The sequence below is a fragment of the Microbacterium zouquanmingi genome, assembly GCF_052266695.1.
Taxonomy (GTDB): Bacteria; Actinomycetota; Actinomycetes; order Actinomycetales; family Microbacteriaceae; genus Microbacterium.
On sequence record NZ_JBQPQZ010000001.1, the window covers coordinates 385,843 to 402,560 of the forward strand.

The window sequence follows — 16,718 nt, forward strand, 5'->3', positions numbered from 1 at the left end:
ATGACGCCCATACTCACAAGGGCCTTCGACCCCAGCGTACTCGGCGCGTATCAGCTGGCACTGGCGATCGCGCTCGTCTTGCAGCCGCTGGCCACTTTACGGGTGGAGTTCGCACTGCCCGTCACGAGGGACCGGGGGTTTGCAATACGGCTCGTACGACGAGCAGTATTGATGACCGCGGCCGTGTGCGCTTTATTCTTGCTCGTAGGCGTTTACGGCCTCGTGGTCGGTATGGTAGCCGTAACGATGACCTGCGTCATGTCGGCCGCGCTCTTGGTGACTTACGCGACCGGCGCTGTCGACACAGCTCTGCTTATCCGCTCGCGGGATTTCAAGGCTCTTGCGTCACGAAACGTCCTTTTTGGCCTGCTGACGGCTGCGCTACAGCTTGGAGTCGTTTTCGTAGTCCCCCATGTGCTTGCGCTGGCCCTCTCAATAGTCTTCGGGCGTTTATTGGCGGTCCTCCTGACTCGGTCCCGTCGAGGCATTGAGTCGCTGGCAGGAGCGAGCGGTGAATCCATGTACGGGAGAAGGCGTATGTTTTACGCTGTACTCTCAGCACTTGGCGCGAGTTCTACGGCCCAGGGACTTCCGCTCTTCCTGGGTGCTACACAAAGCGTCACCTCAGTGGGGTATATTAGCGTTGCTCAGCGCATCACAACAGTCCCAGCCGCGCAACTCGCGCAGGCCTTTACTCAGCTCCTCCAGATCGAGACCTCGCAAGCTATTAAGACGGGCGAGCGCTCTCTTGCCGAAACGCTCAGGCGGCCGACGGCGATCACCTTTGCTTTCGCTGTCGCAGCTGGCGTCATCATCGCCATAGCCGGACCACCTCTAGTGGAACCCATGCTAGGACCAGGGTGGGATCAAGTCGCCGATCTCCTTCCAATTCTCGCGGTGCTGACTTTCACACAGCTACTTTCCGGCGCCCTGAGCCCCGTATTGGCGTTACTCGCGCAGGAACACTGGCTCGTTGCCGTTAACTTCACGCGGTTGATTCTGAGTGTCGGAGGCGCGGCAATCGCAACCACTCTTTCCTCCAACATCACCGTAATCGTTGCAGGATTCACCATCGGCAGTACGCTCGCGTTCTTGCTCCACATGTTTGTCGTTCTCCTTGGAGTTCGACGCTTCGATGGTGCGCGAAAGCACAACATTTCAGACGATCCGGACACCGAAAGCACGGAACCCAGTGAAAGTAATTAGTACCGTCCAGGGCTTCACCCCGCATCGAGTTGTGCGATGGGCGAAAGCGCGAAAGTACGATATAACCCTCGCAAGGGAGTACCTGGCTGACTACAGAAGGTACAGACAGCATGCTGTTGATAGCACCCGAATCGAACGACTGTCCCCGAGCCAACTTGAGGCCCAAATTACGAAAGATTACCACCGCATCGAGAAGGGTCTGGCGTTACCCTCACCTAGGCAACCTTTCGGACTGGATGTACTCGAGCGACTTGACGTCCTCATTCCCATGGCGCAGCGGGTCGCGCCATCCGCGCCGTACGTAGAACGCGCCCGCGTTGCACGTGATGCCCTCGACCGCTGGAACTCAAACGGAACCTCAGACGATCAAGTTGCTCCAATGATTTCGGCGGTCTCCAGTAGCGGCATATCCGATCCTATCCATCACTTATTCGTGACGCGGCGGTCAGTGCGCACCTTTGAAGCGACACCGGTTGACCCGGCTCAGGTCACGGAGGCAATTCGGTTAGCGCTAAACACACCTTCTGTTTGCAATCGCGCACCATGGAACGTGCGTATTTTTTCCGGCACCGAAGCGACCGATATTCTGCGCCATCAGAACGGGAATCGTGGATTTGGCCACCAGATCCCGGCTGTGTTGTTGGTTACCGTCAACGTGGGCCTGATGACAGGGACCGGAGAACGCAACCAGGCATGGATTGAAGGTGGCATATTCAGTTCTACCCTTGTTTGGGCGCTGCATTCAATGGATATCGCTACGTGTCTACTTAACCTGAGCCTTGAGACTGATCGTGCGAACGAACTTCGTGTGAATGCGGCCCTAGACGACTCGGACGTCCCGATCGCAATGATCGCGATCGGTCATGCAACACCAACCGCACGCGTGGCGGCGTCCACTCGAAGAAGGCTGGCGGACGTTCTGCGCTAGCACCGGAGATCATCGTGGTGGGTGCCGCGACCCCAGCGCGCCATCTCGATCGCGTCGAGGACCGTCTCTGTGCGCATGTGTGACGCGCACCGCCACCCCAACGATCGTCCTCGAGTACGCGTCGACGATGAAGCAGACTTACGCGACACCGGCCCATCGTCAGATCGATTACCCAGAGCCGGTTCGGGGCCGTCGCGGTGAACTCCCACTTCACGAGGTCCGGATGTCGCGCGGCCGCGGGATCGGGATGGGTTGTCTTCACTCGTTTGCTTCGTGTCGCGCCCTCGATTCCGACGTCACGCATAAGCCAGCCGGTCTGATCTCGACCGATGTCGATCCCGTTGCGACGGGCGGTCTTCCAGAGCTTGCGACCCCGTAGACGCAGTAGTTCGCCCTTCCAGAGCGAAACCAGTGCCGGCAAGAGTGCGGCGTCGTTCACCGCGCGCGCCGACGGGGCCCGGTCATTCGCGGCGTAATAGGTGCTCGGAACTACCTGCAGCACCGCTCTTAGCGCGTCCTGACGAACTCAGTTCCCGATGCGCGTCACGTGCCGGCACGCCTATCGGTCTCGCTGACATGACGCCGGCTTCCCTTCAGACGGCTATCGATCAACACGAGCAGAACGCAATCTGCGAAGCCACGCCCGAGGCTTGAGCACCACTCTTCTGAGCGAAGGGTACCCATCGCCGAGATACTTTAGAACTAGAGCCTTCGTCGCGAGTTTTGGGTCGACGGATGCAACCTTAAAGATGCGTGCGGCCTGCAGGCTTGACCGCGTGCGGTGCATCACTTCGCGTTGCGTTGAATCAGACGCAAGACGCAATGCCGTGCCGACGATCGAAAGATCGACGTCTAGCGAAAATCTCTCCATGAGCGTACGTCGACGTGCTGTGTCAGGAAGGCTTCGAGCCGCCCTTAAAACTGCATCACGCGAGTAATCCAAGTTTGCCAGCGGAGGATCCACTGAGTTCGTCACTGATCCGTCGCGAATCACGTGGTAGTAAAGCACGTTCGATATCAGCACTACATGTCGCGCCGAGGACAGGGCGGATGCCACAACACAAAGATCCTCTTGCGTGCGCATATTCGGAAATGGCTCGCGCCCCAAAAGCGCGCGGCGGAACAACTTATTCCACAAGTAGCCTCGCAGCACTCCGCGTAACAGAAGGTCAACCGCGTCGCTAGGCCCCACCGCAGCGTCATCATTGACGCCGTCAGTAACCTTTAGATCAACACCCGAGCCCAGTCGCCAACGAGCCCGGCATGCGACCACATCAGCAATACCACCTTCTGTCGCTTCGACGAGCACATCCAGAATGTTCGGCGCCCACTCGTCATCCCAGTCCACGAACCAAACGTAGTCGCCGTGTGCGACTGTCAGACCGAGGTTCCTGGCACCAGCAGGGCCAAGATTCTCCTCCGCCGTCAACAAGAATCGCGAGTCCCCACGGGCACAGAAGTCGGCAAGAACCGCACCAGTTCCGTCCGACGAGGCGTCATCAACGAAGATGAACTCGGTGTCGTCGCAACTGAGCTCCCCCAGCTGTCGCAGCGTGTGCTTGATCGCGTCGCCCGCGTTATGCACGGGAAGAATGACCGATACACGAACCATCACGAATCCTCCGTCTTAGCCAGCCGGGGCCGATCCTTCTTACGTGTCGGTGCCCGAAGGAGGGGCGCCGGTTCATGATCCTTCGTCAGGCAGGCCAGCAGGATCAGACTCGCCAGTATGGGAACGGAATGCCCGTCGACAGTACCCGGATTCCACATAACTTCGGTGATCCCGCTAATCAGGATATAGCAGAGCAATGTAAAGCCTGAAACGACTGTGGCATCGTTCAGGACAACTAGCCGAAAAAGACGCCAGAGCACGATGCCGTAGAGAACGCAGCCCAGCACCCCCGTCGCGAAAAAGAGAAGCACGAGTTGGTTGTGCGGAAAGTTAGTGGGCGGCAAAAGCCCGATGTTTTGGTACTGGGACCATCGACTTATTCCGAGGCCAGCCAACTCCGAGCCCTCCACCACGCGAAGGGTCCGTAACCAAATGCCTCCTCGGTTCGAGAAGTCGGCTGGTTCGGCTGAAGCAACAACGTACGTGCTCGTCAACATAAAAACGAGAACTACCCACGGCAGTACACCAGATCGCCAAGAATTAGGTGTCCTGGATAGCAAGTATCCGAAGACAAAAGATAGCCCAAGCGAAAGAGCAGCTGTGCGCGATGTTGCTGCGATAAGGACGACACCGCAGAGCACCAAGACCAGTACCCGTATTCGTCCCGCACCCGATACTGTTACAAGAATTGCCGCCACGGCAGCCACCTGCGCGAGATAATTCTCGGAGCCAAACGGCCCAGTAAATATTCCGTTAAACAAGCCACACTTGAACTGGTCACACGCACGCCATGGGTCGGACGAGAATGAGGCCAGCGAAGAGAGCCCCAGAAGCGCCCCACCAATGGCAGCTACGGAACGAGGAGAAATATGCGAAGCGCTGAACACTAGACCGAGAACTGCCCAGAAGAAGACAGGCCCTGCTCGAGCGAGGAGATCAACGAGCGACGAGCTCGGATTAGCAAGAGAATTTGTCAGAAATACCAGCGCAGCCATAACGGCCGGCAGAAACGCTGCGGGCACAACCCCTTGACGCCAGTAGTCCGGACGAACAATCAAGAGCAATATGCCCCAAGCGGAAGCCAGCACAAGGATCGATAACTGTACAACGGTGCGACTGCCCACAAGTTGCGTCTCGTAGGCAACCAAAGACACTGATATGAATAAGGCCAATGCCGTGGCACCTCGGTCAGAATGCTTGTCGCGCGTGAGGACCACGAGGCTCGCTAGGACGCATATCAGCGCCAATCCCGCGATGACGAGACCAACCTGCTGCTGCATCAAACTTTCCCGTCAAAGGCTATGCGCCACGATTCCAGAACGGCATCGGAGCTGAATATCCTGGAGCGCGCTTCGTCTGCGGCTGCGAAGACTTCGCTCGCCGGAGGAGTCGCTAGGATCTCTCCTATTGCATTCGCCAACTCAACAGCGGAGTCACCAACGAGCAGTCCTGGCACGAATGCGGGCACGATGCCCCGCGACACAGAGTTCGTCACGGCGACAACCGGTACGTGCCGATTCGCTGCCTCAAAGTACACGTAGCCGAAAGTCTCCCCGTGTGCGCAGTGAACGAGTAGATCGGCTCGCTCTAGGAGGCCCATGGCAGCGTCGTGCTCCAGAAATCCCTCGAACGACACATGGGCGCCTATCCCGAGTTCGTCTACGAGTCGCCGAAGAGCAAGCTCATTAGGACCCGATCCGACGATGCTCATGACCGCAGGCGAAGCGAGCTTCGCGAGAGCTTTGATCGCGAGTTCCTGGTTTTTCGTGTCGGTCAGCGAGCCGAGCATGATCAACCTCGCCGGATTATTGGCGCGCTCGGAAGTCGACCGTCCCAAAGGCTCCTCGATTACATTTGGAATCACGCGAGCATTGGCCACGCCCAGCGAACGAAGGTCCTGAGCCAACGGCTCGCTAACCCCAATAACTAAATCTGCTCGACGATACAGGCGCCGGGCGAGACCGGAAAGAACTTTTAACATTGCATTTGTTTGGATCTTCTCAGCACTTAAAGAGTGCTCCCAGACAATAATTCGCCTTTTATCGCGTCGATTCACGAGCAAGTACGGGATAGCCGCCCATGCTCCTACAAGAATTACTAGGTCTGTACCCGCAGAAACCCTTCGTGCTTTCGATGCTCGCCAGACGTTGAGGCGTTTCACTCCCTTTATTGGAGGTCCACAAATCACGGCATTCGGGAGCACTTTGAGGTCGCGGGCATCGCCTCCCATACAAACCACTTCGGAACTTACGCCGGATATCTCGAAGAGACGTTGCAGAACGACCAGGGCATTCTCAACACCGAGTCGAGGAGCCAGGTGCGAGGCGATAAACGATACGTTAGTCATTGGCTATCACCTGACGATCCGCATGGCGCTTTCGATACCACTTCGACTCAGTAGCCCTGCGGCTCCGATAACCACCGGACCTAGGGACGGCACCTTTCGTGCTCTTGTGATCGCCCGCAAGCATGTGCGCACCCCGTCCCAGGAGCGCGCCTGCAGCGCGTATCGCAATGTTTGCGCCGCGACGAAGTCTACGAACACTCGACCATCGCGCGGCTCCAAGACCTGCTCTGCCCAGCTAATCGACGCCCGCCAGTTCGAGCCGCTCGAGATTGATCCAGCGCTGCCGACGACGATGCTCACCAAGACCTCGGGACAATGGAAGACCTGAAAATCAGGATCCTTTGCGAGACTGAGAATCCAATCCCAGTCTTGGTGACGCGGCAAAGATTCGTCCCAAAGCACGCGCTTAGCCAAGTCCGCACGGACTAAGAGAGTGGAGGTGAACAGCGATGCGCGCAGTGCGCCTGGCCGGCGACGCACGAAAAGATAGCGCGCAGGGTCCTCGCCTCGCGCAATCAAACGAGAAGGAACGGCACTCGCAACCGATGCGAGCGACAGGGAACTCACTTGCGCCACTCGGGATGAGATCACGGTAGCGTCGTTCGTCACGGCTGCACTGAGTTGCTTTTGCAGTTTATCAGGCGTCCAATAGTCATCATCGTCCAGGAATGCGACCCACGTGCCGGAAGCTGCCGCTAGCCCTATGTTTCGAGCTCTTGCACCGCCTGCCCCGCCGCCAGTGAAAATGACCTGCGCTTCTGCGGCAGCCACGCGAACCGCCGGTGCGCGTGGGTCGTCAGTGGCCATGTCAGCCACCACAATTAGCTGCACATCGCTGATTGATTGTTGCCCCACCGACTCAATCGCTCGCTTCAGCTCGGGCCGACCCACTGAAGGGATCACCACCGCAACGTCGAACTCACTCACGTCGTCCTCTTCCTCATCCACGCTAAGCCAATCGCATCCGCCTACGATCAGCATGCGTCCGCGATCAGCATCCGGCTAGTGGCGCCGGGACGATTGTCGCAGATCAGCGCCGTACACTCGTCCTGGGGTAGGTAAAGCCAGTCCCAGGAAAGCGACGAACCTCACCACGACGACGTCCTGCTCTTCACGGACTCGTTCAATTCCAAGGAGCCCAGTGAAACTCTCAGTTATCGGTTGCGGTTACCTTGGTGCGGTGCACGCTGCCGCAATGGCGTCGATTGGGCATGAAGTCGTCGGCATCGACGTCGACGAGCGCAAGATCGCCTCGCTGTCCGCTGGCGAAGCCCCCTTCTTCGAGCCGGGGCTGCCCGAGATCCTCTCGGAGGGTATTGCGTCAGGCAAGCTGCGCTTCACGACCGACATGGCTGAAGCCAAGGGCGCCAAAGTGCACTTCATTGGTGTCGGAACCCCGCAGCAGAAGGACGGGTACGCTGCGGACCTCACGTACGTGAATGCCGCAGTTGACGCGCTGCTCCCATACCTGAGCCCGGGCGACATTGTTGCGGGCAAGTCCACTGTGCCTGTGGGCACCGCGGCCGAGCTGGCGCCACGGATTGAAGCTGCAGGGGCGACGCTCGTGTGGAACCCGGAGTTCTTGCGCGAGGGGTGGGCGGTGCAAGACACCATTGACCCGGATCGGTTGGTTGTCGGCGTCCCTTCGACAGGCTCAGGGAGCGGAGACGAAGCAGGCTCAGGGAGCGGCGACGGGAGCGAATCACGCTCTTCGACAGGCTCAGGGAGCGTCGATAGCAACGCGGCAGACGTGCTGCGGGAGGTTTATCACCCGGCAGTTGCGAAGGGGACGCCGTTCATTGTCACCGATCTTGCAACGGCAGAACTCGTAAAGGTCTCGGCGAACGCCTTCCTCGCGACGAAGATCTCGTTCATCAACGCCATGGCAGAGATCGCTGAAGTCACTGGCGCAGATGTCACCCAGCTTGCCGACGCGATCGGTCACGATGCGCGAATCGGACGGCGCTTCCTCGGCGCCGGCATCGGCTTCGGTGGAGGTTGCCTACCCAAGGACATCCGTGCTTTCGCTGCGCGCGCGGAAGAGCTCGGCCGCGGCGAGTCCGTCAGCTTCCTGCGCGAAGTCGACGCGATCAATCTCCGTCGTCGCGAACGTGCCGTTCAGCTCGTAGTCACCGCTCTGGGCGAAGACGTCGTCGGCAAGAAGGTGACCGTACTCGGCGCGGCGTTCAAGCCGCACAGCGATGACATCCGCGACTCCCCCGCACTCGATGTCGCTGTTCGCCTCAAGGGCCTCGGCGCTGAAGTCACAGTCACCGACCCCGAAGCGCTCGAGAATGCCAAGCGCCAGCATCCGCAGTTGAACTACATCGAAGAACGCGACGACGCCCTGCGCGACGCCGACGTCGTCGTCGTCGTGACCGAATGGGACGAGTACCGCCGCCAACTCTCACCCGAGCACGCGGGATCTCTGGTTGCCGACAAGGTCATCGTCGACGGACGCAATTGTCTCGACGCAGCCGCGTGGCGCGCAGCGGGATGGACGTACTACGGAATGGGTCGGCCGTAAGGCCCGACCCTTCGGCAGGCTCAGGGACCGATCGATCAGGGACCGACCGAGTCGACGGGCTATCGTGGCAGGGTGACTTCCGAGAGCCACGCCGCGCAGCGGCGACAACGCGCGGGGCGAGTGACCGCATGGGTGCTCGGAATCATCCTGCTGCTGGCGATCGCGGCCACCGCCTGGATCGGCGTGCGGGGCTTCCTTGCCTATATGCATCTGACGAGCGCCCAGGATTCGGCGAGTGACGCAGCATCCGCTCTCTCTGATCCGGCCAAGGCCGCCAACCTCATCGCCAACATCTCGTCGCACACTGCCGCCGCGCACGACCTCACCGACGACATCGTGTGGAAAGCGGGCGAGCAGCTGCCCTGGGTCGGGCCTCAGCTCGCCGCCGTCTCGACGGTCGCCGCCGCACTCGACGACGTCGCCTCACAGTCGCTGACGCCGCTTGCCTCGGCGGCAGCATCCTTCTCGCTCGACAGCATCCGACCGCAGAACGGCGCGATCGACCTCACGATCTTCACCGACCTTCAAGACGCGGCCAGCACCGGCGCCTCCGGCATCGGCGCCGCAACATCCGTGATCAACGGCATCGACACCACTCCCCTCGTCTCACCCCTTCGAAAGGCCGTCGACAAGGTCTCTGATCTGCTCACCCAGGTGCACACCGGAGCCGACGCCCTGAACCGCACCACCCAGCTAATGCCGGCCATGCTCGGCGCGGCCGGACCACGCAACTATCTCGTCGTCTTTCAGAACAACGCCGAATGGCGCTCGCTCGGCGGCATCGTCGGGGCGATGGTGCTCGTGCACACCGAGAACGGGCAGATCACTCTCGCAGGGCAAGCGTCATCGCAGGACTTTCCGCACTACGACTCTCCGGTCGTGCCGCTCACCGATGACGAGGTGCGGTTGTTCGGCACGCAGCCGGCGACGTACGTGCAGAACATCACCCAGATTCCCGACTTCACCCGCGACGCACCGATCATCAAGGCGATGTGGGAACAGCAGACCGGCACCCCCATCGACGGGGTGCTCTCACTCGACCCCGTGGCACTCTCGTACCTGCTCGAGGCGACTGGGCCCCTCACGCTGCCCACCGGCGACGAGCTGAACAGCTCGAACGCCGTGCAGCTGTTACTCAACGAGGCCTACCTGCGCTACGAAGACCCCGACGTGCAAGATCTGTTCTTCGCCGCCGCGGCTGGCTCGGTGTTCTCTGCCTTGACCGCGGGCGGCACCGATCCGGTGACGCTCGTCTCGGCACTCGGGCGCGCGGGCAATGAGGGCCGGCTCATGGTCTGGAACGCCGCGCCCGAAGAGCAGGCGATCCTCGACGGGACCACCCTGCAGGGAGCGCTCGGCCCCCTCGACCCAGACGTCACCGAGTTCGGCGTCTATCTCAACGACGGCACCGGCTCGAAGATGGACTACTACATGGAGGCCGCCAGCGATGCCGCGTGGTGCGATGGCGAAGCAGCGCTCAGCGTCACTCTGCGTAATAATGCACCGGCGGATGCGGCCTCACTTCCCAAGTACATCACCGGCGGCGGAAGCTTCGGCGTTCCGCCCGGGATCGTCGAAACACTCGCGTACGTGTACCTGCCCGAAGGCGCTGAGCTCGTGTCGACTTCCGTCGTGGGGCAAGAGAATCCCAGCTTCGGCGGCGGAACCGACGACGGCAGGCAGGTCATCGTGTGGAAGACCCGACTCGCTCCTGGCGAGCAGATCACTCTGAATGTTCGCGCAAACGTGCCGGGGAGTAACCAGATCGTTACGCGGATGACACCGACAATTCATAGAGATGACACGTCTCCATTTGCAATTACCTGTGAAGTTACCCAATAATCGGTATGGAATCGATTGGCGTTGGGCGCTCCTTCTTGTGCACCGGCGTATGAGTTGAACGGTGGCATCCTGCTACCGAGCAGGATCTACACAGTCCGGAGGGGACTCATGAAGCACACGTTTACGAAGGCAGCCGCAGTGGCCGCGCTCGTCGCCGGAGCAATGTTCGCTGTTCCGGTGGCGGCATCCGCCTACACCCCCGAGCCCAGCGGCGAGACCAGCACCTCGACCGTCGCCCCGGGTGGCACATTCACGTTCTTCGTTCAGGATGACGCGTTCGTCCCGAGCGAGCCCGTCTCGATCAGCCTCACGGGTGAGTACGCTTCTGGCGCATCTCTCGCGTTCGTGAAGTTCGCTGTCGAGACCAAGGCGCTCGGCACCACCACCGCTAACGCAGGCGGTGGCACCGACAACGTGCGGATCACTCTGCCGGCCAACGCCTCGGGCACCTACACGATCCTCGCGACCTCGCCGTCCAACCCGGTTGGCGCTGCCGCGACGGTCACGGTGGGCACCGCGACGAACCCCGGTGGCACTGACGACCTCGCCACCACTGGTGCAGATAGCGACGCGCTGCTCACCCTGTGGATCGGTGGCGGAGCGCTTCTGCTCGTCGGTGGCGGTATCGCCGTCGCAACGGCAGTGCGCCGCAACAAGCACCAGGCTGACGCAGCCTGACCCAGTTTTAACGGCGATGGCCGCGATTCCTTCGGGAGTCGCGGCCATCGCCTTTTTGCCTGCGTGGTGCGCTTACTTGGTTCTTACGCGCTGGTAGGGCTTCGCGACCGACTCCCCCACGGCCTGCGCCATGAGCTGCTCGGCCGTGTGGTTCTTGCGCGCGAGCTTCGCGATCATCTTGGTGAAGCGCGCCCCCTTGGCGAGGTCCTTCGCAGTGCGATCTTCGACCGCGTAGAACCACCGCGCACTCTCTGGCAGCAGAGAGAGGATGCCGTTGATCACGCGCCGTGTGCCCCAGCGAGCGATCGGACCCTTCACGTCAGGGTGGCGCAGCGTGTGCCCTGCAAGAGCGGCGAAGAGCGTCAGCGCCTTCGTGTTCATCTCTTCGTGGATGTACGCGTCGAGTTCCGCGAAGGTCTCGAAGTACGGGCCAGGAACGTGCAGGCTCTCTCCGCCTCTTCGGGACTCCTGAACGATCCGGTCCGAATCGGCTGTGGAAAGCCCCGGCCCGAACTCCTGGTAGCCGCGCACGGCCGACCAGATGTAGGTCCACCAAGTCCACCGCTGCCACGTGGGCTGCTTGGCGCTGACGACCTCACCCGTTTCGGGGTTGGTCCACGATGCGCGCTCGTGCAGCCGATCGACGTGCGCGGCCGCGGCATCCGCATGCGCCTTATCGGCGAAAATCGCGTCCCGCAGATACGCCGACGTGCGATCGAAGCGTGCCGCCATCTCTTCTGGACCGTCGGACGTGAGCGACACGCGCTCGAAGTGCACCATCATGCCCGGCTCGAGCATTTGCAGGAACAGCGCGTTCTTCGCGCCCAGCATCGTCGAGGGGTCGGAGAACACTCTCCATGACACGCTCTCGGGACCGTAATATCCCTCGTCGGCGCGAGGTGCGTCGGCGAGCTTTCGGCTCGGATAATCTTCGGACAAGGCAGCTCCTTATTTGGGGGTTTGGTCTACACGGCAGAGGTCCCCTCCCACGTGTTGTGGAAGGGGACCTCTGCTGTCTCTTACTTCGTTGTCGCCTTACGACGTCGAACCACAAGCGCGATTCCGCCGAAGGCGAGGAGCATCACTCCGAGAAGCGCTGCGTTGGTCATCTGCTCGACGGGAAGACCCGTCGTCGCCAGCGATCCCTTGCCACCAGCCGCCGTGGTGACGATCGTCTGGCTGACACTCGTTGCCTGGCCCGCGCTGTTCAGGCCCGTCCCGACAAGAGTGTGAGTACCCGCAGCGAGTCCCGCAGGAAGCTTCACCGTGAATGTCGCCACGCCATTGCTGTCTGCGATCGCACTGCCGAGCAGGATCGGCTCGGAGTACACGTAGAGGTTCACAAGCGAACCGGGTGCGAAGCCCTTGAGCACAACTGTGATCGTTGCCCCTGCGGCGGCATTGCTCGGAGCGGACGTCACCGTCGACCCGCCCGTGTTCGCAGGAGGCGTCGCCGGCGGAGCGCTCGCGGTCACGGTTCCGGTCGCCGCGGCACTCGCCGGCGAGTCACCAACCGCATTCTTCGCGATCACACTGGCCGAGACGGATCCCGCCGCGAGGTTCACGAATGCGCAAGACAGGGTCTCCGTCGTGCAGGTGACCGTCTTGGAGCCCTGTGTCAGCGTGACCTTGTAGCTGTCAGCATCCGCAGCAGCCGACCAGGAGACGAGCGCCTGCAGTTCGCCACCGCTCACCGTGACACCGGTCGGCATCGCCGGGGGAACCGGAATCAGCGTCCATACGCCGGTCAGCGTCATCGACTGCGTCACCGGGGAGGTGAAGTTCCACATCGCCGTACCGTCAGTCCACCCGTCGAAGGTGTAACCGGCGCGGGTCGGGGTCGTCGGCTGCGCCACTGCGTCGCCCTCGTCGACGGTCACTGCTGTTATCGGGTCGCCGTTAGCGGCGTCGAAGTTCACGTGGAAGATCTGGGTGACCTCCCCGCCGGATTCCTGGGCCTCTTCGAGGGATTCGTAGTGCACCGTGGTTCCATCGAGAACGACCGACGCGGCGGCGTGAGCGCGGGCGTCTGCTGTGGCCAGGACCTCGTACTTGAAAGCGGCGTGATCACTGTGGACGAGCTGCGACTTGCCATCGGCGACCAGGTTCCCTGCCGCGACGTCAGCGGTGAATGATCCGCCGCTGACGAAGTTGCTGAGGGCCGCGCCCGCCGAGTTCGTCGACATCACCCCACCCGTGAACGCACCGCCGGTCACCGTGACGTCGACGTCGCCCATCGGCACGTTGCCTTCGGGGTTCGCCACGTAGATCGCTGCGCCGCCGCTATACGCGCCCCCGTCGACCGTCACGTTGATGGCTTGCTTCGTGAGATGCTGCGCGATCGCGACGCCGACGTTGGTCGATGTCGCGCCGCTCGTCGCAGCGGCGAAGGTCGGCGTGCCGGTGCCAGCGCTGACCGTCGTGTCGGTCAGCGTGAGCGAGCCGGCGCGCACTTCGATTCCCGTGCCGGTGCCGCTGTCGGCGTCGATGGTGGAGTTGTGGATCGTGGTGCTGCCGGCTCCCGCGAGGTACATACCGAGCGAGTCGCCGTCACCAATGATCGTGGAGTTCGTGATGTTGAGGACGGGCATCACCTGGGTGGTGCCCGTGTTGATCGCCCCGTGGATGTAGACGGCGTAGTAGTAGCCGGTCAACGTCGCTCCGTCGATGTTGGCGACCATGCCGTTGTTGCCCCCACCTTCTGAGCCCGTGAGGAACACAGCGGGCCAGCCCTCGGCGGATACGCCTCCTGCGATGTCGACGACCGTGTAGTCCTCCACTGGGTCGACCGACCCGCGGAGTCGAAGGGGATCATCGTCGTAAGTCGTGCTGACGTCGATCGCCCCCGGGCCGTTGATGCTCAGGTGGACGTTTTGCGCTTCGAGCCTGTTGCTGCTCTCGGTCGTGATGGTGTGACCGGCGAGATCGAGCGTGAGCGTGCGGCCCTCGTCGAACCATGCGGCCCGATCGAGCGTTGTGTCGTCGAGCAGCGTGATCGTCGCTCCGTCGAGTGCAGCATCAGCTGCGTCAGCGAGCGTCGCGTACTCGTGCGTACCACTGGAATCGGTCACCGACGCAACACCACTGGCCGCAGAGGCCGCCGTGGGCACGAGGCCCAATCCCAAGACCGCAACCACGGTCCCTATTGCCGCGACATGCAGCGTTCTCATACGGGTCATTCAACCGCTCCCAGTCTTTCGCCCAGGCAGCACTGCCAGGGTTCGGGTCGTCCACCGTCGGCAGACCAGCGCAGTCGGGTACCGCGCGTAGGCCACACCGTAGCGCAGCCCCATCACCTCGTCAATCAATCGGGTGGTGGTGCGATGGCTGCGCGGATGCACCCTGCGGGAGTACTTTGGTCGCATGGTCACTGCGCTGGCGGAGTGGAGCGAGTTCAACGTCGCGATGGCAGGAGCGAGTGCCGCCCTCGCCGGACTGGTCATCGTCGCCGCCAGCGTCAACATCGACAAGATCATTCACGCCGGCACGCTTACTGCGCGCCTGGGGGCAGCGATCGCGTCGCTCGTGCTGGCCCTCGTGGCATCCGGGGCCGCGCTCATTCCCCGGCTCGACCTGCTCGGGTATGGAATCGTCGTGCTCGCGTGCACTCTCATCGCGGGCGCATTCCAGGTGCACGCCATGCGGGTCATCATGCGCGACACCGCCCCCGAGCAGCGGGCACGCGTCGTGAAGTCAGTACTCGGATACCTGCCGATCGTCGCGTATCTCTCAGGCGCAGTTCTGTTGATCGCCGGGGTCTCTTCAGGTCTCGTCCTCGTAGCCGCCGGATGCCTGCTCGCCATCGTCTCGGCGATCGTGGTCTCGTGGGTGGTGCTGGTCGAGGTGCTGCGCTGAGTTCTGTATCTCTGAGTTCTTCGGGCTCTCGTTCGAATGTCTGTGACCCCTGGGACTATGAGATATGGCCATTTTCAGCGAGTTGCGCGAGACCCTCGATGGGTTGGAATCGCGCATCGGCGACGTCGATATCGACGTCCTGCTGACGGCCATGCGCGGCCTCGACGACGACGAGATCGTCGCCGGCCTGGCAGAGGCGGCCGCCATCGCGAATTGTGCCGAGCGGATGCTGACGGTCGGCGCCGCCATCATCGCAGAGCGGTCGCAGCGCGAGGCCGGGCATTCCGGGCTCGCGGCCGTGCACGGCCATCGCAACGCGGTATCGCTGGTGCAGTCGGTCATCGGCGGCACGCGCGCCGACGCGGCACGTGCGGTGCGGTTGGGCGAGTTCGTCGCCGAAGGTTCGGATGCCGCGGCCGCGGTCGAGGCGAAAGAATCATCTGGCGGCGACGCGGATTCTTCCGGCGCCGGTGGCGATGTCGCCGGTGTCGATGTCGCCGGCGGTGCGGATGCTGCGGAAGGCGGCGGCGAGGCCGCTGGCGAGACGCGCGTGCGGATGCCGTGGCACGAGCCGTTGCGTCAAGCCCTGTTCTCGGGAGCGCTCACCACCGCGCAGCATGATGCGATCCTGCGCGGATTAGGGCAGCCACCCGTTCGAGGCGAGGCTGAGGGCCCGACCGACGCGATGATCGATGTCTGGTCACTGGCCGCGGAGCAGCTCGCCCGAGAATCCCACGACACGTCGGTCGAAGATCTCGCGCGCAGAGCGCGGCAGATGCGCGACTCGCTCGACCCAGAAGGGGTACAGGAGCGCTTCGAACGCTCGTACGCAGCGCGGTCGTGGCGGTCCTGGCGCAATGCCGAGGGGCAGCATCACACCCACATCGTGTCCGATGATGAGAATGCCGCCTGGCTCGATGCGATTCGAGACGCAGCGCTGCGGCCTCGTCGTGGCGGGCCGCGGTTCATGACCGATGAGGAGCGCGCCGCAGCAAGTGCCCTCGTCGACGATCCGCGCACGAACGACCAGCTCGCATACGACCTGTTCATGGACGTTCTGCGAGCGGGAGCCCTGGCAGACGCCTCAGATGTCTTCGGTGCCCGTCAGCCCGGTATTCGCATTGTCACGATCGATGGCGCCACCGGAGTGCATGACGCATTCGGGCGGATGCTCGCGAACGGACACCTCGAAGACGGCGGCGATGCGCTGCCCGGCGTCGTGCTCGACCGCAACCTCTGCGTCGTCGGCAGCCGGAACGTCACCGTCGACGCCGCCGGCAACCCTCTCGACGTGGGCCGAGAGCAGCGACTTTTCACCCCTGCGCAGCGGATCGCTCTCGCTGTGCGCGACGGCGGGTGTATGTTCCCCGAGTGCCGGGCACCCGCCTCGTACTGCGAAGCGCACCACTGCGACCATTGGAAAGAAGACCTCGGCCGCACCGACATCAACCGCGGCATTCTGCTGTGCCGACATCACCACATGCTGCTGCACAACAACAAGTGGAAGATCACGCGCGACGAGCTCGGTGCGTTCATGCTCCATCCGCGCAGACGCGGGAGCGGCACGGGCGGAGCCGGTCGCAGTGGCAGTGGCAGTGGCAGTGGTGACGGACGGGGTGATGATCCACCGCCGATCGTGCTCACCAGTCGGTCAGCCCTCCGCTGGGCGTGGGACCCGCCACCCGAACGGGCGGGGTGGCGAAGTCGCGCATCCGTCAGCTGA

General features: G+C 62.3%; 13 protein-coding genes and 1 pseudogene. 7 read left to right on the forward strand and 7 right to left on the reverse strand.

Annotation, left to right across the window (positions count from 1 at the left end; translation table 11 throughout):
• Window positions 1–1,206 carry a lipopolysaccharide biosynthesis protein gene (locus tag ACTU6U_RS01750; protein ID WP_443467434.1) on the forward strand — a complete coding sequence of 402 codons (1,206 nt, stop codon included), beginning with the start codon at window positions 1–3 and terminating at the stop codon, window positions 1,204–1,206.
• 268 nt (window positions 1,207–1,474) lie between these two features.
• On the forward strand, window positions 1,475–2,134 hold the full coding sequence (locus ACTU6U_RS01755; protein ID WP_443467435.1) for a nitroreductase family protein: 660 nt from the start codon (window positions 1,475–1,477) through the stop codon (window positions 2,132–2,134).
• Here the strand turns inward: ACTU6U_RS01755 and ACTU6U_RS01760 are convergent.
• From ACTU6U_RS01760 to ACTU6U_RS01780, 5 genes and pseudogenes are all read right to left on the reverse strand, one after another.
• A pseudogene (locus ACTU6U_RS01760) lies at window positions 2,134–2,636 on the reverse strand (DDE-type integrase/transposase/recombinase); the annotation flags it as partial. The gene ACTU6U_RS01755 and the pseudogene ACTU6U_RS01760 overlap by 1 nt on opposite strands.
• 99 nt (window positions 2,637–2,735) lie before the next feature.
• A complete protein-coding gene (locus tag ACTU6U_RS01765) occupies window positions 2,736–3,746 on the reverse strand; it encodes a glycosyltransferase family 2 protein (protein ID WP_443467436.1) in 1,011 nt (336 codons plus the stop codon).
• Window positions 3,746–5,026 carry an O-antigen ligase family protein gene (locus ACTU6U_RS01770; protein WP_443467437.1) on the reverse strand — a complete coding sequence of 427 codons (1,281 nt, stop codon included), beginning with the start codon at window positions 5,024–5,026 and terminating at the stop codon, window positions 3,746–3,748. The genes ACTU6U_RS01765 and ACTU6U_RS01770 overlap by 1 nt, the downstream gene beginning before the upstream one ends.
• A complete protein-coding gene (locus ACTU6U_RS01775; protein ID WP_443467438.1) occupies window positions 5,026–6,093 on the reverse strand; it encodes a glycosyltransferase family 4 protein in 1,068 nt (355 codons plus the stop codon). Before ACTU6U_RS01775 ends, ACTU6U_RS01770 begins: the two co-directional genes overlap by 1 nt.
• A 6-nt stretch (window positions 6,094–6,099) precedes the next feature.
• On the reverse strand, window positions 6,100–7,020 hold the full coding sequence (locus ACTU6U_RS01780) for a glycosyltransferase family 2 protein (RefSeq protein ID WP_443467439.1): 921 nt from the start codon (window positions 7,018–7,020) through the stop codon (window positions 6,100–6,102).
• 214 nt (window positions 7,021–7,234) lie between these two features.
• Here ACTU6U_RS01780 and ACTU6U_RS01785 point away from each other — a divergent pair, with 214 nt between their 5' ends.
• From ACTU6U_RS01785 to ACTU6U_RS01795, 3 genes are all read left to right on the forward strand, one after another.
• Entirely contained in the window at window positions 7,235–8,620 is a 1,386-nt protein-coding gene (locus tag ACTU6U_RS01785) for a UDP-glucose dehydrogenase family protein (protein ID WP_443467440.1), read from the forward strand.
• A gap of 72 nt (window positions 8,621–8,692) precedes the next feature.
• Complete coding sequence (locus tag ACTU6U_RS01790) at window positions 8,693–10,462, forward strand: DUF4012 domain-containing protein (RefSeq protein WP_443467441.1); 1,770 nt, start codon at window positions 8,693–8,695, stop codon at window positions 10,460–10,462.
• A gap of 108 nt (window positions 10,463–10,570) precedes the next feature.
• The gene (locus tag ACTU6U_RS01795; protein WP_443467442.1) at window positions 10,571–11,140 is read left to right on the forward strand and encodes a hypothetical protein; all 570 of its coding nucleotides are present in this window, start codon (window positions 10,571–10,573) and stop codon (window positions 11,138–11,140) included.
• A 72-nt stretch (window positions 11,141–11,212) separates the two neighbouring features.
• Here the strand turns inward: ACTU6U_RS01795 and ACTU6U_RS01800 are convergent, their stop codons facing one another.
• Both ACTU6U_RS01800 and ACTU6U_RS01805 read right to left on the reverse strand, forming a co-directional pair.
• Entirely contained in the window at window positions 11,213–12,079 is an 867-nt protein-coding gene (locus tag ACTU6U_RS01800) for an oxygenase MpaB family protein (RefSeq protein ID WP_443467443.1), read from the reverse strand.
• Between the two features lie 80 nt (window positions 12,080–12,159).
• Window positions 12,160–14,319: an InlB B-repeat-containing protein gene (locus tag ACTU6U_RS01805; RefSeq protein WP_443467444.1), complete on the reverse strand. Its 2,160-nt coding sequence runs from the start codon at window positions 14,317–14,319 to the stop codon at window positions 12,160–12,162.
• Window positions 14,320–14,503: 184 nt separating this feature from the next.
• Here ACTU6U_RS01805 and ACTU6U_RS01810 point away from each other — a divergent pair, with 184 nt between their 5' ends.
• Window positions 14,504–14,995, forward strand: coding sequence for a hypothetical protein (locus ACTU6U_RS01810; protein WP_443467445.1), 492 nt, complete (start codon window positions 14,504–14,506; stop codon window positions 14,993–14,995).
• A gap of 64 nt (window positions 14,996–15,059) precedes the next feature.
• A complete protein-coding gene (locus ACTU6U_RS01815) occupies window positions 15,060–16,718 on the forward strand; it encodes an HNH endonuclease signature motif containing protein (protein WP_443467446.1) in 1,659 nt (552 codons plus the stop codon).